Source organism: Methanofastidiosum sp. (assembly GCA_020854815.1).
In the GTDB taxonomy this organism is placed as follows: Archaea; Methanobacteriota_B; Thermococci; order Methanofastidiosales; family Methanofastidiosaceae; genus Methanofastidiosum.
In genome coordinates, this window is record JAHKLW010000063.1 from 1 (window position 1) to 17,241 (window position 17,241).

Sequence of the window (17,241 nt, forward strand, 5' to 3'; positions counted from 1 at the left end):
AAAAATCTAATGACAGGTAGAACTCTCCTCTTTTAACTAAACTCTCGTTGTATTTGCTCCAGTTGCGCTGCATAAAGCAGTAGGGTTTTTATGGGGTTTAAGCTTTTCGCTTCATTTGAGGTGAATTATTCAACAAAGCAAATAAAGATAATACCAATACTAAATTTAGTTGCATATATATGGATACTATTTGACTCTGAAAAACAGGGATTACACGACAAGATTGCTAATACCTTTGTTGTTAGAGAATAATCTTATTTATTTTCTTTTTTTATAAGAAATCTATTTAAGTTAGGAGTATCTTCTTTTTTCATGGTTTATTGTCCTAGATGTGGAGCCAATAATCCAGAAGGCACTCTTTACTGTAAAGAATGCAACGCATTTATTGGTGATGATGAAGAGAAAAAAATAATGACTGGGAATGTATATCCATCTATTAAGGATTATCCCGTGACATTATTATATTCGTATACAGAGCCCTCTTCACGTGCAGAGTTATTTATTAGAATTTTATATGTTTTTATTCTAGGCATTATTATTGAAGCCTGGGGAATTATTGCAGGTCTTGCCCAAATCTTTCAGTTTTTTTATGTCCTTATATATGCAAAGAAACATAAGGGCGCATTTGATTTTATGGCTGGATTTTTTAGATTCTACTTCAACGTGACGGCATATAGCTGTCTCATAACAGATAATAGACCGCCTATAACAAGTAAAGATGTCGAATATCCATGCAGAATTACATTCTCATTTGAGAAAGAATCAAAAAGATTGGAGCTTCTGGTAAGAATCTTTTATGGTTTTGTGCTATCTCTAATTGCATCTATGTGGGGAATGATACTGTACCTGATAGTATTCATTGAATGGTTTTACATTTTATTTACAACGAAGAAAAACTTTGGCCTTTGGGAGTTTTCAGTAAGATTTATTAACTTCTATATGAGAATCAATGCATATATTTCAATATTAACAGATGAAAGACCTCCTTTAACAGGTGACTAAATGGACCCCCTTTCCCTTCTTGCAATAGCATTTGCCCCAGGTTTGCTGTGGCTCTTTCTTTTTTATAAGAAAGACAAATATGAGCCAGAGCCAAAAAAACTAATTATATTGACATTTATCCTGGGAATAGTTGCGACAATTCCGGCAGGCATACTTAATACTTTGCTATTGCCATTTTCTATTGAGCAAGCAAATATTTTTTTACTATTCTTTGCAGCATTTTTTGTAATAGGTCCTGTAGAGGAAATATCAAAGTACATGGCAATTAGAGTATATGCCCTTAGGTCAAAGGAGTTCGATGAACCTATTGATGCAATGATTTATTCTATTGCAGCCGCATTGGGATTTGCAACCTTTGAAAATTTTTTATATATCTCCCAGTTTGGCCCATCGCTAATACTTATGAGGGCCATAACAGGTTGCCTTGGACACGCAGGATTCTCAGGGATAGTTGGGTATTATGTGGGAAAAGCGAAGTTTACCTCGCCAAAGAATAATAATGTAGTATTTAAAGGGATTGCAATAGCAGCGTTCTCACACGGACTGTTTAATTTTGTTTTATTTACCCAGACCATACTAGCTTTCTTATTTGTCCCTCTATTGATAGTGCTAGTATATTTCTTAACAAAAAGATTGGGCGAACTTTCTTCTGCGTCTCCGTTTAAACCTTCAGATCATTATGATTTCAAGTGCCCCAAATGCAAAAAAACTGTGTTATCTTCATCTAAATTCTGCCCAGAATGTGGATTTAAGTTCAAGAGATAATTTTTTATACCAAAATACATTTCACTATTTATCCCTTATAGCGAGGGGTTCATGAGAGGAAATCTTTCTTCTATGAGTGAAACAGCAAATATAAGGGTTATACCCTGTCAACGGTCACCCGGTGATGTGGCATGTCGCTTAGATGATTCGGGGGTTACAATGATGGGGATCAGCCCACCACGAGAGTTACCGAAGGAAGAGAGGATATCCGAACGATGAACTTCGGGGTTAGTTAGGTGGGCAACAAACAAATTATTTAAAAAAATCATTATAAAAATAAGAGAAATAAATTTATCTTTTATACGATTTCTGACGGTAACTTGTGAGATCTTCATTTGGCCGTGGGGCATAATCCCTTAGAATATTCAAAATTTCTCCGTCTGTTACACCGACGTTTTTTGATAGCTGGACCATATTATTCCTAATCTCAAATAATTTTTCTCTTGCAATATCTATTCTATCTATTGAAGGGTGGTCTCTTAAATATTCGAACTCTCGTGAAAGACCAGATATATCGACAGAGATAGATGTGATAAGATCCTTATACGGGTAATCACCTTTCGTTTGAAGTTCCTTGGCCAAGTCCTTTGCCCTGTAAAGCTGATATATGGCGGTAATTATCTGTAGTTTCTCCAGGTATTTTCCTCCAGGATATCCAACTTCGTAAAGTGCTGTTCTGATAGTCTTTAGGATCTCAATTTCCGTCTGATTCTTTAATTTTACATAGGTTCCATCAAAGATTGCCATATGATCACCATCATTTATGGTAATTAATGAGAAGATATAGTTAATCATTTTATTTAATAATGTTAAACAATAAAGGTAACATTTAACTAAATAATTTCTAATTAAAAATATTAAGATATAAAGGATTAATTAAATTAATTGGATTAACTATAAACATTGCTAGAATGCGTGCCGGTCATTATATCCTATAACCCGGCTCTGGGAATGTTTTGGGAAGAAATCATACGGATAAAGGCCTCTTTGTATCATTAGATCTTTTATCTCAGATTCATAATCACTCTTTTTGATTAAATCTGTAGGGCCTTCCTCTATTATAAAGAGGGCCTTGCATATCGGCTTTAAAATCCTGTAGCTTATCCCCATAAGAGGCGCAACATAGGATGCTTGAAACTTATCTTCAATCCGCCTCATGTCAGAAAGTTCTAATCTAGGGCTTCTGTCGTCTCTTCTGGTTCCATCTGCTATAATGTCAACAGTTACATCTTCCAAAAAAGACTCAATGACCCATTTGTGGAGAAAGGTGATGCCGTCATTTGCAAATCCATCCTTTTCAATTCTATCGACGGATTTTTCAAGCAACTCTCTATCGATTTCAAAAACTTTGAAAGGAAATTCAAGCGCTTTTGCAGTTTCTTCTGCATATTTCCAGTTTGAATTTATGCCAAAAGTTATAGTGTAATTTGTAATCTCGCAGGGAAGTATCTTCTTTAGAAAAATATTAGTAAGGGAGGAATCTTTCCCCCCGGAAAATAAGACAGCCGTTTCCATAACGACTAAATCCTTCTAATTCTAAACTCCTTCTTGTTGCTCATAAGAGCTCTTTCGAGGATCTGTTTTAGCATCGCGTCATCGACTTGCTTTGTGATTTTTCCTTGTTGGTAAAGCTGAATCAATAGAAGTTCTATCTGTTCCCCTTCCTCCTTTCTTGCCATCTTGACTCTTGTAAGTCTTTCTCTGGCTTCAGGCGTAAGAAGGGCACGCATTATTTGCTGCTTCTGAATCTCAAATTCCATCTTCTGCTGTCTAGCCTGTTCATTATCTACCGCTTGCTGTTGAAGTTCTTCTAACTTCTTCCTCTTTATGGCTTCAGCATCATCTGGCAAAAAATCACTTTATTAATATTTATTTAGTTCAGGAATATCTGCTGCTATTCGGGTTTTAATCTCAGATGCCTTCTTGTCAAGAAGAGACATACCTTGTGAAGATATTATTCTTCCCTTTTCAGCTTTCTTTATGTATCCGCCTTTTTCAAGCTGGGAAAAAAGCTTTCTGATAATTGCTCCAGATGACTTTCTAAACTTTTCGGGTTTTACTCCCCTGTTCTTCTTGCCACCGTAGTCGACCCTCAATGTCTCAACACCGACAGGCCCATAAACATATATCTTTCTCATTATAGCGGCTGCTCTAATATACCACCAGTCACTCTGGTCTGGAATTTTCTCTCTTGATGATCCGGTCTTTACAAAAGTTGCCCACTGTGGTGGCGTTAAATTTTTGTCGCTTTTTAGCTCTTCTTTAACACCGTCGATTAACATATCAGCAGGAACGTCAAATACTGTTGTAATAATACTCACCTCTCTTGATATTAAAAAAGCATTATCGTTATGTTTTTAAAGCTTTTTGGTATCCTAGGCCGCAAAAGCTATAAATGATTTATTAGATACATTTAGAATATGTATTTTAAGAATACTGGGTATCTCAAAGAATGGGCAGAACTAAATGCCATTGCTTTGGTTCTTGGTATTTTTGCAGGCCTTGGAGCTATTATATTCGGTAAAATGATTGAATTCAGCAAACATTTTTTTGAGATCGTATTCCAAAGAGGTTTTTTTGGTGCATTAAGTATTATAATTATCCCCGCAATCGGTGGCGCAATTGTTGGCCCTATTATCTACAAATACTGTAGTGAATCTAAAGGTCATGGGATACCAGAGGTCATATATGCAGTTAAGGCCAAGAATAGTAATATCAGAAAAAGGGTTGCATTTTTCAAAACTATTGTATCTTCAATAACTATTGGAAGTGGTGGTAGTGCCGGAAGAGAGGGGCCAATTGCCCAAATAGGCGCCTCGATGGGTTCAACTTTTGGTCAATTTTTCAAATTTGATGAAAGGAAAAAAAGAATTTTAGTGGTAAGCGGGCTTTCTTCGGGTGTGGCTGCAGCTTTTAATGCTCCTCTTGGTGGAACTATATTTGGGCTTGAACTAATACTTGCTGATTTCTCTCCGATAAGTGTGATTCCCATAGCATTATCTTCTGTCATATCTGTTAGCATTGCAAGAACCGTTCTAGGTCCTGAATCTGCAATTAATGCTGCTTCCTTCGCTTTCAATCCTGCCGAAATACCTTTTTATATGCTTTTAGGGGCAATTATGGGAATTGTTTCATTTTTTTATATCAAGGCGTTCTATTTCTTTGAAGACTCTTTTGACAAGATGAAAATTCCATTTTATATTAAACCTGCAATTGGAGGTTTTCTAACTGGACTTGTAGGCTTCTCATTTGTAGGATATGGTGTTTTAGGTGGTGGCTTTGAAGGTATAAATGCCGCCTTAGCAGGACAGATAGGGTTGACACTTTTAATATTACTATTTTGTGCAAAATTCCTAGCGACTTCTTTCACCCTAGGTTCAGGTGCTTCGGGAGGAATATTCTCTCCATCCCTATACCTTGGTGCAATGCTTGGTGGAGCCCTTGGGATAATATTCAGAGGCTTTGCCCCAAATGTAGTAGGTTCTCCATCTGCATATGCCTTAATTGGTATGGGTGCATTTTTTGCAAGTGTGGCCAAAGTTCCTCTTACATGTATAATAATGATACCCGAGATGAGCTCGGACTATTCAATGATACCAACGCTAATGCTATCAGTCTTTGTCAGTTATGGGTTTTCTGCACTTTTTTTAGGAAGGAGTTCAATATATATGGAAAAACTCAATAAGAGGATCTCAACAGTTAAATCTTTTTCAAAAGATTTAACCGATGTCACTGCCAAGGACATAATGACAGAAGAAATTATATCGATGGACCCAGACATGCCACTAACTAATTTTTGGAATTATGTTAAGAAATATAAAAAACTTGGATTTCCGGTGATAAAAGATGGGGAGCTATTAGGCACCATATCCAATAACAAAGTCAAAAATATAGATAGTAAAAAGATACCTTTTCTAAAAGTCATGGATGCAATGTCTCCGCCGACCTATGTATTTCCTTATGATGATGTGCCAAAGATTTTGGGCATAATGGGTGAAAGAAAATGTGGAAGAGTTTTAGTATTAGATCCAATCACAAAAGAGATTTACGGCATTATTACAAAGTCTGACCTCTTAAAAGCCTACAGAATCGCAAAAAACAGAGGAGATGATGAAGATAGGTTTAAAATATCTGAGGAATTTGAAAGAGAGGTATCTACTGTATCCCACAAGCTGTACGATAAGATTAAATGGCCAAAATAAAAAAACTTTTTAAACTAAAGAGTCTCTTTTGAAATCATGAAAGCTAATGATATATCTCTGGCAATTATACTTTTTTCATTTATTATCGGTGCATTTGTCTATGCTTATGTGCCAGATATGATGCCAACTCATTGGAATGCTCAAGGAGAAATCGATGGGTATATGGACAAGTTCTGGGGGCTCTTTTTGTTACCTATGATATCAGTTGGGTTATTTGCTCTATTTGTGTATCTCCCAAAGTTTGAACCAAGAAAAATGAATTTGGAATCTTTTAGGGAGTATTATCAAGGAATTCTCTTAGTAACTATAGGATTTCTTTTTTACATATACATCCTATCAATTCTAGCGGCCTTTGAGTATAGATTCAATATGGTTCAGATGATGGCCCCTGCCTTTGGCGCCATCTTTTATTATATGGGTACTGTTTTAGTGAAAATAAAGAGCAACTTCTTTGTTGGAATCAGGACCCCCTGGACAATCAGCGATGATGTAGTCTGGGAAAAGACTCATAAGCTGGGTGGAAAGCTCTTCAAAGCATCAGGGATAATAGCCTTTTTTGGGGTATTCTTCAAAGAGATTGCATTTATACTCGTTATAGCCCCAATCCTTTTCGTATCTGCATATTCAATGGTATATTCCTATTTTGAATACAAAAAGATCCATAAAGGTGAATAATTGGATTTTTTAGAACTTTGTGAAAAAAGATACAGCTGCAGAAAATACCTTGAAAAAGAAGTTGAAAGGGAGAAGATTGATAGGTGTCTTGAAGCTTCAAGGCTTGCACCTTCTGCAGTCAATGCCCAACCGTGGAGCTTTATAGTCATAGATGAACCAAAATTAAGAGAGAGCATTGCAAAAGAAACTTATGACAAATTAGCCTCATTCAACAAATTTTCACTTGCTGCACCGGTACTTGTCGCAATAGTAAATGAAAATCCAGCGGTGACGGGCTTTCTTGGGAGATTTGTTCAGGGGCGAGATTTTAGCCTGGTAGACAATGGAATTGTGGCGTCGCATTTCTGCCTTAAAGCAACTGAAGAAGGGCTTGGAACTTGCATCCTCGGCTATTTTAATGAAAAGAATGTAAAGGACATCTTGAAAATACCAAGAAATAAATCAGTTTCACTCATTATTGCTGTTGGTTATCCAGCCGACACCCCAAAAAAGAAAATCAGGAAACCTATAGAAAAGATAAGAAAATATAACCTATAAGATTTATGAGTCGTTTACGAAGTCTTTTTCAACTGAAGGCGTAGTCTTATTATTCCTGACTATGTTATTGACCCATGACTCCATGAAACTATGCAATTTATCATATATCTGAGATGCGATATCAAAATCAAGCTCTAGGATCTTCTCATAGTCATCCCTTGCCCTCTCTTTGAATCCTCTCTCAAAAAATATGTTGCCACGCTGAAAATATGCATCCTTGAATTCTGGATCGATTTCTATGGCCTTGGTAAAATCGTCAATGGCATTTTCATATTTGTCTTCTTTGATATACGCTTGGCCTCTGTGGTAATGGGCTTCGGCAAAACCGTCCTTTAATTCAATTGCCTTAGTAAAGTTTGAGATGGCCTTTGCATATTCGCCAACTTTAAAAAATGAAAGCCCTGATAAAAAATATTTATCAGATGCTTTTCCATAATAGTGAGAATCAGGTTTTGAAGTGTCATCTGAAAATATACCGTCAATTTGGGTGTCTTTAATTTTAAAGCCACACTTAAAGCAGTAGTTAGATCCTTGGGGGAGTTTGGCCCCACATTTATAACAGTTGACAATATCTCCCAAAATAACACCTCCAGTTATATCTGAGTTCGCATTAACTAAACCAGTATATAAGTATTGTGTAAGAAAATATAAGAATCGTATAAAAAAAAATTAATAATTGTCAGTATTTATGTTTGTATCGATAGAAGAGTAATTTCTATTAATTATATGAAAAATACTGCAAATTATCTCAATAAAATGAATATTTAATATAAATCTATCAATTAAAAACGACAACTTTATAAACTAAATATATAATATTTGTTTAGGGCCAGTAAATGGCCAAATATATAAAGGAGTAATATAAATGTATGGCGAAAACCGAGGCGGCTACAACAGACCACCTCGTGAAATGCACAAAGTAACATGTGCAGCTTGTGGACAGGAAACTGAAGTTCCATTCAAACCTGATGGAACAAGACCTGTTTACTGTAGGGATTGCTACCAGAAGAAGAATCCAAGAAGGTATTAAGTAGAGAGTTTTTTTAAAAGGTTTATTTCTAGGTATAATAGGAAAAGTCCTTTTATTTTTTATATTTACAAATTTTATTCTAAGGTTAAATTTAAGTGAATTTATTCTGATTGAAAGCTTTTTAAACAGAATGAGAGTGTCTGAAACATAAACAAAAGACATATAAATAGATATTTAAAAGCCTAATAAACTCGCTATTATCGGAGGATTATCATGTCGAGAAACAAAGGACTCGGAAAAAAGAAGAGACTAGGTAAGGCCATGAGCCAGAACAGAAGAGTCCCTGTTTGGGTATGGGCCAAAACTAAATTAAAAATTAGATCACATCCAAAAAGAAGAAATTGGCGAAGAACTTCTCTTAAGAAGTAGAGGTGAGAACTTTGGACAATAATGAAGAGAGAATGTATGTAGTACCCTTAAGGAAAGTTAAAGAAGCCCCAAGAAGTCAGAGAGCGGCGAGAGCAACAAGAGCCTTGAGAGAGTTTGTTGTCAAACATTCAAAATGTGAGAATGTAAAAATTGACAAGATCTTAAATGAAAAACTCTGGGAAAAAGGCATTGAGAGTTCTCCTTCAAAGATTAAGATTAGGGTAGTTAAGGGTGAAGAAGGAGAAGAAGAAAAGAGAGAAGTTGTTACTGCTTATCTTGCGGAGTAAAGTTAATGATAAGACAGTTGAAGTTCAGTGGCAATCCGTTTGTTGGCATATTCAGTTTTACTAATAACAATATAACTATCATAAGGGAAGATATTGGAGAGCAAGCCAAAACTATAGAGGAAGCTCTTGGAACTGAATTAATATTGAGTACAGTTGCCGCAACAGATTTAGCAGGTATTTATATTGCAGGTAACAATAACGGGATTATACTGCCCCATGTAATTGAGGATGAAGAGCTTCAATTAATAGAGAACACTGGCATAAATAACTATATACTTGAATCAAAGGAAAATGCAGTTGGAAATCTTATCCTTTCAAATGATAAGGGAGCTATTATTAGCCCCATATTAACGAAAGAGCATAAGATAATTGAGGATGCGCTCGGTGTTGAGACAACTATTGCTTCAATAGGGGCTCACAAATATGTGGGTAGTGTGGCAAAGACGAACAACACAGGTTGTCTTGTTCACAAGGAAGCAAAAGAAGAAGACATTTCACTTATAAAAGACCTGTTAAAGGTCGATGTAAGAATGTCAACTCTAAACAGAGGAGTTTCCTATATTGGGGCCTGTATGGTTGTAAATGACAAAGGGGCAATCGTTGGTGAAACAACGACAGGTATCGAATTAAGTTATGTTGAAGATATAATGGGTGTATGAGGTGAATCTTATGTTAAAAACCTATACAGTTGAAGGTATTATTAAACTAAAAAGTAGCACAAAACATTTTGTTAAAGATTTTAATGGCGTGAAGGAAGAAGATGTTTTAGAAGACATCTATACTAAATACGGCTCAATTTACGGATGTAAAAGAAGAAACATCAAAATAACAAGCATAGTAGAAAAACAAGGAGATATGTAAATGGCAGGCGAGGACGAAGCCATTAGGAAACTTAGTTCTGAATTAAACTACCTAAATGAGCAGTCAAAAGTAATCTCAAACAATCTTTCAATGTTATCTTCCCACAGAAATGAACTCGCTCTTTCAAAGATAACTCTTGAAGGTCTAAAAGACGCAAAGGAAGGAAATGAGATCCTAATACCAATAGGCGCAGGTAATTTTGTAAAAGGAACAATCGGCGATGTAAATACTGTGATAACAACTCTTGCCAGAGATGTTACAATAGAAAAGGGTATTGAAGAGACTATTTCAAAACTTGATGAAACTCTAAAAGAAGTCGAAAAAAACCTAGGGCAGAATGAAGCGACACTTCAGAACATCAGCGCTAGAATGAATGAGATAGAAATGCAAGCTGAAGAGATCCTTAAGAAAAAACAATAATATTATTACAAAAATTCTTTTCTAAATATTTTATAAAAAGTTAATTAAAAAAATTATTTTAGAAGGTCATTGAACCTGTTTTCCTGTCTGTTCTTCCAGCCGCCTTTGTGGTAAGCATAACTGACAATTAAAGGCATGGCGATTGTGGCTTCTGCAAAGACCATCTGCTCACTGCCACTCTCAACTTTTCCCCAAGAGTGTGCTTCCTTTAGTGTAGAGCCTGATAGTGCACCGTCTCTTTCGTCGGCAACTGTTATCTGGACGGCATATTTATGCATGTTTACTTCTTTTCCAAGTATATCTGCGGCAACTGGAACGTCCTGTGCAAAGTTCTTTGGAACTCCCCCACCTATCATGAAAAGTCCAGTGTCTTTTGAGGCAATCTTAATCTTTGTAAGTTCAAAGAAATCCTTTGCGCTATCTATGGAAACTTTTGGTTTGTCTCCTCTAGCATTCTGATGGTAAACAAGCCCGAATCCTGCACTGCAATCTGAGAACGCAGGGATAAATATAGGTACGCCTTTCTTGTATGCTTCTAGTACTACGGAGTCATTAACCTTGGAACCGTGTTTTTCAAGATAAGCCCCCATTGCTGCGATAAATTCTCTTGAGGAGTAAGGCCCTGGTTTAAGAGAGTCAGCTATCTCCGCTGTTGTCATGTCGCAGACCCTTAGATCGTCTTCATCAATGTAAGTATCATAAATCCTATCAATGCTCTGCTTCCTTAACATTTCATCGTCAATGAAAGGTGTTCCCTGGTAGTGCTTAAATCCTAAAGCTTCGAAGAATTCCTGGTCTACAATTATGGCGCCTGTCGAAACAATGGCGTCGACCATGTTATGCTTTATCATATCATGAACGACTTTCTTTAGTCCAGCGCTAAAGATTGATCCAGCGAGACACAATATAATCGAGCAGTCCTTATCTTCTGTCATCTTCTCAAATATGTATGAGGCTCTTGCAAGATTTTTAGCTTGAAATGCCATCTTTGAAAAAGCGTCAATTATCTCTCTCGAATCAAAACTTTTGATATCGATATGTTCTATTTCCTTACTTAATAGTTCTTCTTTCTTCATAGAGCAGATGAGTATATCAAACCTTAAATATTTTTCCATGCAACAATTTTATATAAGAAAGATATACTTGAGTAGATGATTAATATGACAAAGATAGGCATTATTGGCGGAAGCGGACTTGACGATCCAAAACTTTTGAAGGACTATGAAGAGGTAGCTATGACGACAAAGTATGGGAACCCATCAAGTTCGTTTATGACAGGAACGATAAAGGGTAGGGATGTGGTAATTCTAGCAAGGCATGGTAGGGATCATTCGATTTATCCATCAGGAGTCAATTACCGGGCAAATGTATTGGCACTAAAAAATATTGGCTGCACCCATATACTGGCAACAACAGCTGTTGGGTCTTTAAGAGAAGAAATTCACCCAGGCCACCTTGTTTTTCCAGATCAGGTAATAGACTTTACAAAAAAGAGGGAGTATACTTTTTTTCATGAAGAAAAGGTAATACACACACCAACTGCCGACCCTTTTTCTGGGAACTTGAGGAGTCTAATAATAGACAGTGCAAAAAAACTTGATTTAAAATATCACCCCAAAGGAACCGTTATAACAATTGAAGGCCCAAGATTTTCAACAAGAGCTGAATCTCATATGTTTAGGATGCTTGGCGCAGACGTGATAAACATGTCAACAGTCCCCGAGGTATTCCTTGCAAGAGAACTTGAGATGGAATATGCAACTGTAGCGATGTCGACTGATTATGACTGCTGGAAGGAAGATGAAGAGCCAGTGACTTTTGAGAAGATACTAGAAATATATAAGAAAAATTCTGAAAATGTAAAGAAACTTATAGTTGATACTATCCCAAAGATATAGAAGGTGATTATACGGATAAGAGAGTAGATAGCATAAGAAATAAAATAAGAACTATACCAGATTTCCCAAAGCAAGGCGTTATGTTTAGGGACATCACGACTTTATTGAAAGATAAAGATGGACTAAAAGATACAGTAGATATAATCTATGAGAAGTACAAAGATAAAAAGATTAATCTAGTAGCCGGTGTTGAGGCAAGGGGTTTCATACTTGGAGGGGCGCTCGCATACAAGCTTGGTGCAGGTTTCGTTTTAATCAGGAAAAAAGGTAAATTGCCCCACAAAACTGAAAATCATGAGTATGAGTTGGAATATGGAAAGGATTCCATTGAAGTCCACCTTGATGCTATAATGAAAGAGGACAATGTGCTCTTAGTTGATGACCTTATAGCAACTGGTGGAACTGCATTAGCAGCTTGCAAACTCATAGAAAAGCTTGGAGGAAATGTTGTTGATACTGCTTTCATAGTTGGGCTTCCCGAGCTTGGCGGTATGAAAAGGCTCGATGGCTACGGTGTTTTCACTATAGTAGATTTTGAAGGCGAATAAAAAATTAATATTTTATTTTATTAAATTAATAAGAAAGAAAAAATTATTTTTTAATTGGCTCCCCGAAACATCTGTCCCCGGCGTCTCCAAGCCCTGGAACGATGTAGTTCTTTTCATTGAGTTTTTCATCAATTACTGCTGTGACAACTTCTACGTCATTGTGCTTTCCAAGTATTTCCCTGATTCCCTCTGGCGCGCTTATCACCGCCACCACGATAATCCTCTTGTATTCGCCTCTGCTCTTTACTTCATCAATTATCCTTGATATTGTGTGGCCTGTTGCAAGCATTGGATCTCCAATCATTATTATGTCGTCTTTAGTTGTCTTCGGCACTTTAACATATTCCACAGATATCCTGGATTCTGGTGCCGGACCTCTCCATGCGCTAATGATCCCAGCTCTAGCCTTTGGGAATACCTTGTAAAATCCCTCTATGAAAGGAATTGCAGCCCTTAGGATGTTTATCATGACTAGATTATCCTTGTCAGATATTCTGACTGCTTTTGTCGGACAAACAGGAGTGTCGATATCTATTACTTTATAGTCAAAAGTTTTGGATAACTCATAGCCCATGTATCTCCCAAGCTTGTTCAATCCTTTTCTGAATTTTATCGGATCAGTATTCTTATCTCGAAGTTCATCAACAAGTTCTTGTATAGCCAAATTTTGCTTAAAAGAAATTACTCTATCATTTTTTTCTAGGTCTTCTATACCCATTTGCTACACCTATGAAGGTAGCAAAAAATAGTATTTAAAGGTTAGTATCGAGGATACGCCAGAGTTCGTCTTGTGAGATTCTTTTGTGGCTTCTCTTATCTTTTGTAATCTTTCCTATTATACTTGATTTGATATTTTCTTTTTTTAAGGCCGTTATTATATGTTCTGTTTTCTCACTTGGAGATATGATCATGAGCGCCCCAGATGATATCAATGCAAATGGATTTACTTTGAGAGTATCACATATCGATTTAGTTTCAGGGTATAGATTTACTCTCTCTGGATAAAACTCAAATCCCTTGTTTGATGCGTCTGCAATTTCGTGCAGCCCTCCTAAAATACCACCTTCGGTTGGGTCATGTAATGCGACTGCACCAAGAGATGATGAGATTAAAGCTTCGTTAACGACAGAAATTTGATTAATCAGTCCCATTGCACTTTTTAAAAGGCTTTGATCAAGAAACTTTGAAAGGTGCTCATGTTTTGACTCTGCAAGAATTGCTGTTCCTTCAATTCCTGCCCCTTTTGTGAGAAGTATGTCATCACCTTCTCTTGCGCCACTTGTTGAAAGATATCTATCTGCAAAACCTATCATAGTGCCAGATAGAATTAAGTCAGACACTTTGGAGGATATTTCTGTATGGCCACCTACTATTGAAACGCCTATCTCTTTTGCCGCCCTTTCTATGTCCTTTGATATTTTTTCTAATTCTTCCTCTGTGGTGCCTTTTGGCATTATTATTGTGGAAAGGAAAAACATCGGCTTTGCGCCCATTGAAGCAACATCATTTGCGCAGACATTAACTACGTGAAAACCTGCATTTTTTCCAGCGCCTGTTATTGGATCTTGTGACACAACCATTTTACCTGGAAGCTTAGAAACATCAATTACTGCGGCATCAATCCCAACATTTGGTCCGACAACAATTTCATTTTGTATACTTCCAAGGTAAGGAAACACCCTCTTTGAAAGTATCAAACCATCAACCTTGCCGTCGGGTAAGAATCTCATGAAGTTTCTTTGCAATTTGTTTTAAAAAGGTTACACTTAGAAAGCCTTATAAACTGCGGTAGGAAAGGTGCTCTACAGTCGTTTAAGGTGATTATTATGGCAGGACTTAGACCATCAAGAATTGACAGAATGGTAAACAGGCCGAATTATACAAGGAGAGAATATGTTAGAGCAGTTCCCGGTATTAAGGTAGTCCACTTTGATATGGGGGAACTTGGAAAGAAGTTTCCTTACGAAGTCTACATGGAAAGTAAGAATGCTTGCCAGATAAGGACAAATGCTATGGAAGCATCAAGAATTGCTGCTAACAGATATCTCATGAAAGCACTTGGAAAGACAGCTTTTCACTACAAGATAAGGACTATACCTTTCCAGATTATTAGAGAAAATGCAATGGCGTCAGGTAAAAAGGCCGACAGATACGGTAACGGAATGAGACTTTCCTTTGGAAAGCCTATCGGTTCAGCTGCTAGGATTGACAGAGGACAGAGGGTAATGTCTATCTGGGTAGAAAAAGATGGAATTGAAGAAGCAAGAATAGCATTGAAAAAAGCAGCTATGAAGCTACCAACTACCGTAAAGATTGATGTCCAAGAAAGAAACTAATATTTTTTTAGTACTTTTTTAATTAAAAATTTTAAAAATAAATTAATTTTATTTAGTAAGGTTATAGTACACTGAATAGCCGTCTGTCACAGCGTAGATATTATCAATGTTTCTCTCAGCCAAGAATTTTGCACCGTCAACCGACTTTTGACCATTATTACAGTACAAAACAACTTTTCTATCTCTTGGTATCTGTGAAATCTGTACGCCAAGCTTATTGTATGGGATGTTGACTGCACCAGGTATGTGGCTTTCAGCAAACTGTTCTTCAGTCCTGACATCAATTAGATAGATATCTTCTTTGCTATCAATCAGCTGTTTTAATTGAGAGGCCGTAATTGTCTTGTAAGTTGTCGCTGCAATTGGCTGATTTGTTATTTTAGAAACAACTTGAGATACGTATTGGTCAACTGCCGCCTTTGTGAAGTCCCTATCTGAACCAGCGAGAACGAACACTTTTTGCTTCATCTTAAAGAAATCGTTTGTCTCGTACAAGAGCTTATAGTTACCATTTCTAAGGGTGCTCTGTTGAGATTCTGAAAGTATTCTTCTGGATAGGTCGCCCGTATGCTCATCAGAGTCTGGGCCTCCAAGAATTATAATGTAATCATATGCGGCATATCCGCTGTCTTTGACTCCAAAGTAATCAACCATCAAATTGTTCTTCCTAAGTAAAGAAACAAGGTCAGGATTCATCCCAATGTCAATAGAGTTTGCAACAACTGCAACTTTACTCTGAGCCATTATGCCAGGCACTAAACTTAAGGATAGTACCAATAAAATTATTATGGAAACTGTTTTCCTTCTCATTTTTATCACAGAAGGTAATTTTGAAAATCAAATATAAGAGTTTCTATTATTAAAAATTAGGTAGAGTCAGGCTGAATATTGAAACGTTATCGATAAGAATACGGAAAAAATATATTTTATCCCACTATACAAAAAAATAATTTTAAATTAAAAATCAAAACAGCTAAAAAATATTGATTGATAAACAAATGATTATTCTAGATGAACTCTATGAAAGGATAATGAAATTAGGTAACTGAAAAATCTAGATAATATTCTTGCCTTTTTCTGTAATCTCAAGTTTTTTATTTCTCCCTTTTCTGTGGACTATAACGTATTTATTGTTCTCTAAGAACTTTACATTTTTTCGTACAGTGGGCCTTGTCATTGCTAGCTCTTTACCCAAACTGGAATATGAAGGATTAATGTCTAATTTATTTTGTTTTAAGATGTAAATTAATATGCTGTGCATTTTATTGTTCAATATATCCAGAGATTTAAGATGGATAGATTTAGTTTCTTTTTCTAAAAGCTTTAACTGTTTTGGATCAACTGTGTCCTTGTCAACAGAGAGAATAATAATATTGTTTCCAAAGTAAGCCATTTCCCTTAACTCACTGACAAAATTATAAACTTCATTAAATCCATTCTTCGCAATCAAGTGGTCTATGCTATCGATCAGTATTACATTCTTATTTTTAATATTTGATATAAATTCTTTCAGTTTACTTATGTCTGGAGAAACAGTTTTCGGGGCTCTTCTTAAAGAAAACCAGAAATAATCAAACTCTAAATCTTCTATATAGAAATTGTCTTTTTGGTTTCTTGATACAAGTGTTCCTTTATATCCTATTTCAATGAGCTCTCTAAAAACTTCAAACGGCAGTAGATCAGAAGGCTCCTTTGAGAGATACAGGTTCCCCTCATTTAGCTCATATTTAAGAATCTGTTTTTTTAACTCGGTTTCTTTCCTCTTCTGCTCAGTTATATCTCTAATAGTGCATATTATTGATTTTTCATGCCCTATGTCCATAGTTGTTAAGTTGATTTCGGCAGGGAAAATACTCCCGTTCTTTTTCATAAAATTTGTTTCAACGAATATACTTGAGTTATCGTATTCATTTCTAAAAATATGATGCAATCTCTTTGATTCTAAGGGCGCTATCAAGTCATAGACACTCATCCCTATAATCTTCTCTTTAGAATAGTGGAAGAGGGCCACACTTGCAAGATTAGTATCTCGAATGAAGAAATCTTTGTCTAGGATAAACACCGGCTCATACGCTTTTTCAAATAGAGTCTTAAATTTAATTTCAGAATATCTAATCTCTTCTTGGAGTTTTTTATGCTCAGTGATATCGTTTCCAACTGCCAATATAGCAGTTAAATTTCCATCTTTGTCTCTTATTGGTGTATTGGCCCAGTAAATCCATACTCGATCCCCGTTCTTTTTCATGTTTTCATTTGTATGGACCCTATATTCATTCTCATTTTTATGGATATCAGATGCTAAATTCCTAAG

At 36.2% G+C, this 17,241-nt stretch carries 25 protein-coding genes; 15 read left to right on the forward strand and 10 right to left on the reverse strand.

Translation table 11 applies throughout. The features are described from left to right. Nucleotides 1-90: 90 nt before the first annotated feature. From KO464_08050 to KO464_08060, 3 genes are read left to right on the forward strand one after another with little or no spacing between them, the layout of a single operon-like run. Nucleotides 91-252, forward strand: a complete 162-nt coding sequence (locus KO464_08050; GenBank protein ID MCC7573327.1) for an RDD family protein — start codon at nucleotides 91-93, stop codon at nucleotides 250-252. Between the two features lie 60 nt (nucleotides 253-312). Beyond that, nucleotides 313-1,002 carry a DUF4389 domain-containing protein gene (locus tag KO464_08055; GenBank protein MCC7573328.1) on the forward strand — a complete coding sequence of 230 codons (690 nt, stop codon included), beginning with the start codon at nucleotides 313-315 and terminating at the stop codon, nucleotides 1,000-1,002. Next, nucleotides 1,003-1,767: a PrsW family intramembrane metalloprotease gene (locus KO464_08060; GenBank protein MCC7573329.1), complete on the forward strand. Its 765-nt coding sequence runs from the start codon at nucleotides 1,003-1,005 to the stop codon at nucleotides 1,765-1,767. 291 nt (nucleotides 1,768-2,058) lie between these two features. On the opposite strand, the gene KO464_08065 is transcribed toward KO464_08060, so the two are convergent. The 4 genes from KO464_08065 to KO464_08080 all read right to left on the reverse strand — a co-directional run bounded on the left by KO464_08065 (nucleotide 2,059) and on the right by KO464_08080 (nucleotide 4,079). After that, nucleotides 2,059-2,514 carry a hypothetical protein gene (locus KO464_08065; GenBank protein MCC7573330.1) on the reverse strand — a complete coding sequence of 152 codons (456 nt, stop codon included), beginning with the start codon at nucleotides 2,512-2,514 and terminating at the stop codon, nucleotides 2,059-2,061. Between the two features lie 159 nt (nucleotides 2,515-2,673). Next, a complete protein-coding gene (locus tag KO464_08070) occupies nucleotides 2,674-3,282 on the reverse strand; it encodes a hypothetical protein (GenBank protein MCC7573331.1) in 609 nt (202 codons plus the stop codon). A 5-nt stretch (nucleotides 3,283-3,287) separates the two neighbouring features. Continuing rightward, nucleotides 3,288-3,617 (reverse strand): DNA-binding protein, encoded by a 330-nt coding sequence (locus tag KO464_08075; GenBank protein MCC7573332.1) that lies wholly within the window; start codon nucleotides 3,615-3,617, stop codon nucleotides 3,288-3,290. 12 nt (nucleotides 3,618-3,629) lie between these two features. Continuing rightward, the gene (locus KO464_08080; protein MCC7573333.1) at nucleotides 3,630-4,079 is read right to left on the reverse strand and encodes a 30S ribosomal protein S19e; all 450 of its coding nucleotides are present in this window, start codon (nucleotides 4,077-4,079) and stop codon (nucleotides 3,630-3,632) included. 108 nt (nucleotides 4,080-4,187) lie between these two features. Here KO464_08080 and KO464_08085 point away from each other — a divergent pair, with 108 nt between their 5' ends. Genes KO464_08085 through KO464_08095 form a run of 3 tightly spaced genes read left to right on the forward strand, consistent with a single transcriptional unit; the run spans nucleotide 4,188 to nucleotide 7,181 of the window. Continuing rightward, a complete protein-coding gene (locus KO464_08085) occupies nucleotides 4,188-5,969 on the forward strand; it encodes a chloride channel protein (GenBank protein ID MCC7573334.1) in 1,782 nt (593 codons plus the stop codon). Between the two features lie 36 nt (nucleotides 5,970-6,005). Next, nucleotides 6,006-6,644 (forward strand): DUF1648 domain-containing protein, encoded by a 639-nt coding sequence (locus tag KO464_08090; GenBank protein MCC7573335.1) that lies wholly within the window; start codon nucleotides 6,006-6,008, stop codon nucleotides 6,642-6,644. Next, the gene (locus KO464_08095) at nucleotides 6,645-7,181 is read left to right on the forward strand and encodes a nitroreductase family protein (protein ID MCC7573336.1); all 537 of its coding nucleotides are present in this window, start codon (nucleotides 6,645-6,647) and stop codon (nucleotides 7,179-7,181) included. It abuts the gene before it with no gap. Nucleotides 7,182-7,184: 3 nt separating this feature from the next. Here the strand turns inward: KO464_08095 and KO464_08100 are convergent, their stop codons facing one another. Continuing rightward, nucleotides 7,185-7,760 (reverse strand): tetratricopeptide repeat protein, encoded by a 576-nt coding sequence (locus KO464_08100; protein ID MCC7573337.1) that lies wholly within the window; start codon nucleotides 7,758-7,760, stop codon nucleotides 7,185-7,187. A 286-nt stretch (nucleotides 7,761-8,046) separates the two neighbouring features. Here KO464_08100 and KO464_08105 point away from each other — a divergent pair, with 286 nt between their 5' ends. The 6 genes from KO464_08105 (at nucleotide 8,047) to pfdA (ending at nucleotide 10,148) form a co-directional block, all read left to right on the forward strand. After that, on the forward strand, nucleotides 8,047-8,211 hold the full coding sequence (locus KO464_08105) for a hypothetical protein (protein ID MCC7573338.1): 165 nt from the start codon (nucleotides 8,047-8,049) through the stop codon (nucleotides 8,209-8,211). A 213-nt stretch (nucleotides 8,212-8,424) separates the two neighbouring features. Further along, the gene (locus tag KO464_08110) at nucleotides 8,425-8,580 is read left to right on the forward strand and encodes a 50S ribosomal protein L39e (protein MCC7573339.1); all 156 of its coding nucleotides are present in this window, start codon (nucleotides 8,425-8,427) and stop codon (nucleotides 8,578-8,580) included. A gap of 32 nt (nucleotides 8,581-8,612) precedes the next feature. Then, nucleotides 8,613-8,867, forward strand: a complete 255-nt coding sequence (locus tag KO464_08115) for a 60S ribosomal protein L31 (GenBank protein ID MCC7573340.1) — start codon at nucleotides 8,613-8,615, stop codon at nucleotides 8,865-8,867. Between the two features lie 5 nt (nucleotides 8,868-8,872). Then, nucleotides 8,873-9,526: a translation initiation factor IF-6 gene (locus KO464_08120; protein MCC7573341.1), complete on the forward strand. Its 654-nt coding sequence runs from the start codon at nucleotides 8,873-8,875 to the stop codon at nucleotides 9,524-9,526. Between the two features lie 10 nt (nucleotides 9,527-9,536). Continuing rightward, nucleotides 9,537-9,728: a hypothetical protein gene (locus tag KO464_08125; GenBank protein ID MCC7573342.1), complete on the forward strand. Its 192-nt coding sequence runs from the start codon at nucleotides 9,537-9,539 to the stop codon at nucleotides 9,726-9,728. Next, nucleotides 9,729-10,148 carry a prefoldin subunit alpha gene (pfdA, locus tag KO464_08130; GenBank protein ID MCC7573343.1) on the forward strand — a complete coding sequence of 140 codons (420 nt, stop codon included), beginning with the start codon at nucleotides 9,729-9,731 and terminating at the stop codon, nucleotides 10,146-10,148. It begins immediately after the preceding gene. Between the two features lie 53 nt (nucleotides 10,149-10,201). Here pfdA and KO464_08135 read toward each other — a convergent pair whose 3' ends face one another. Next, a complete protein-coding gene (locus KO464_08135; GenBank protein MCC7573344.1) occupies nucleotides 10,202-11,224 on the reverse strand; it encodes a deoxyhypusine synthase in 1,023 nt (340 codons plus the stop codon). Between the two features lie 84 nt (nucleotides 11,225-11,308). Here KO464_08135 and mtnP point away from each other — a divergent pair, with 84 nt between their 5' ends. Both mtnP and KO464_08145 read left to right on the forward strand, forming a co-directional pair. Next, a complete protein-coding gene (gene mtnP, locus KO464_08140) occupies nucleotides 11,309-12,046 on the forward strand; it encodes an S-methyl-5'-thioadenosine phosphorylase (GenBank protein MCC7573345.1) in 738 nt (245 codons plus the stop codon). 32 nt (nucleotides 12,047-12,078) lie between these two features. After that, nucleotides 12,079-12,594 carry an adenine phosphoribosyltransferase gene (locus KO464_08145; protein MCC7573346.1) on the forward strand — a complete coding sequence of 172 codons (516 nt, stop codon included), beginning with the start codon at nucleotides 12,079-12,081 and terminating at the stop codon, nucleotides 12,592-12,594. Between the two features lie 43 nt (nucleotides 12,595-12,637). Here the strand turns inward: KO464_08145 and upp are convergent, their stop codons facing one another. Together upp and KO464_08155 are read right to left on the reverse strand one after the other, a co-directional pair. Continuing rightward, entirely contained in the window at nucleotides 12,638-13,312 is a 675-nt protein-coding gene (upp, locus tag KO464_08150; protein ID MCC7573347.1) for a uracil phosphoribosyltransferase, read from the reverse strand. Nucleotides 13,313-13,346: 34 nt separating this feature from the next. Further along, entirely contained in the window at nucleotides 13,347-14,324 is a 978-nt protein-coding gene (locus tag KO464_08155) for an AIR synthase family protein (GenBank protein ID MCC7573348.1), read from the reverse strand. A 96-nt stretch (nucleotides 14,325-14,420) separates the two neighbouring features. Between KO464_08155 and KO464_08160 the strand changes: the two genes are divergently transcribed. After that, a complete protein-coding gene (locus KO464_08160) occupies nucleotides 14,421-14,930 on the forward strand; it encodes a 50S ribosomal protein L16 (protein ID MCC7573349.1) in 510 nt (169 codons plus the stop codon). Nucleotides 14,931-14,978: 48 nt separating this feature from the next. Here the strand turns inward: KO464_08160 and KO464_08165 are convergent, their stop codons facing one another. Then, nucleotides 14,979-15,749, reverse strand: a complete 771-nt coding sequence (locus KO464_08165) for a rhodanese-like domain-containing protein (GenBank protein MCC7573350.1) — start codon at nucleotides 15,747-15,749, stop codon at nucleotides 14,979-14,981. A gap of 235 nt (nucleotides 15,750-15,984) precedes the next feature. Next, the coding region (locus KO464_08170; protein ID MCC7573351.1) for a PAS domain S-box protein at nucleotides 15,985-17,241 on the reverse strand (1,257 nt) is incomplete at its 5' end.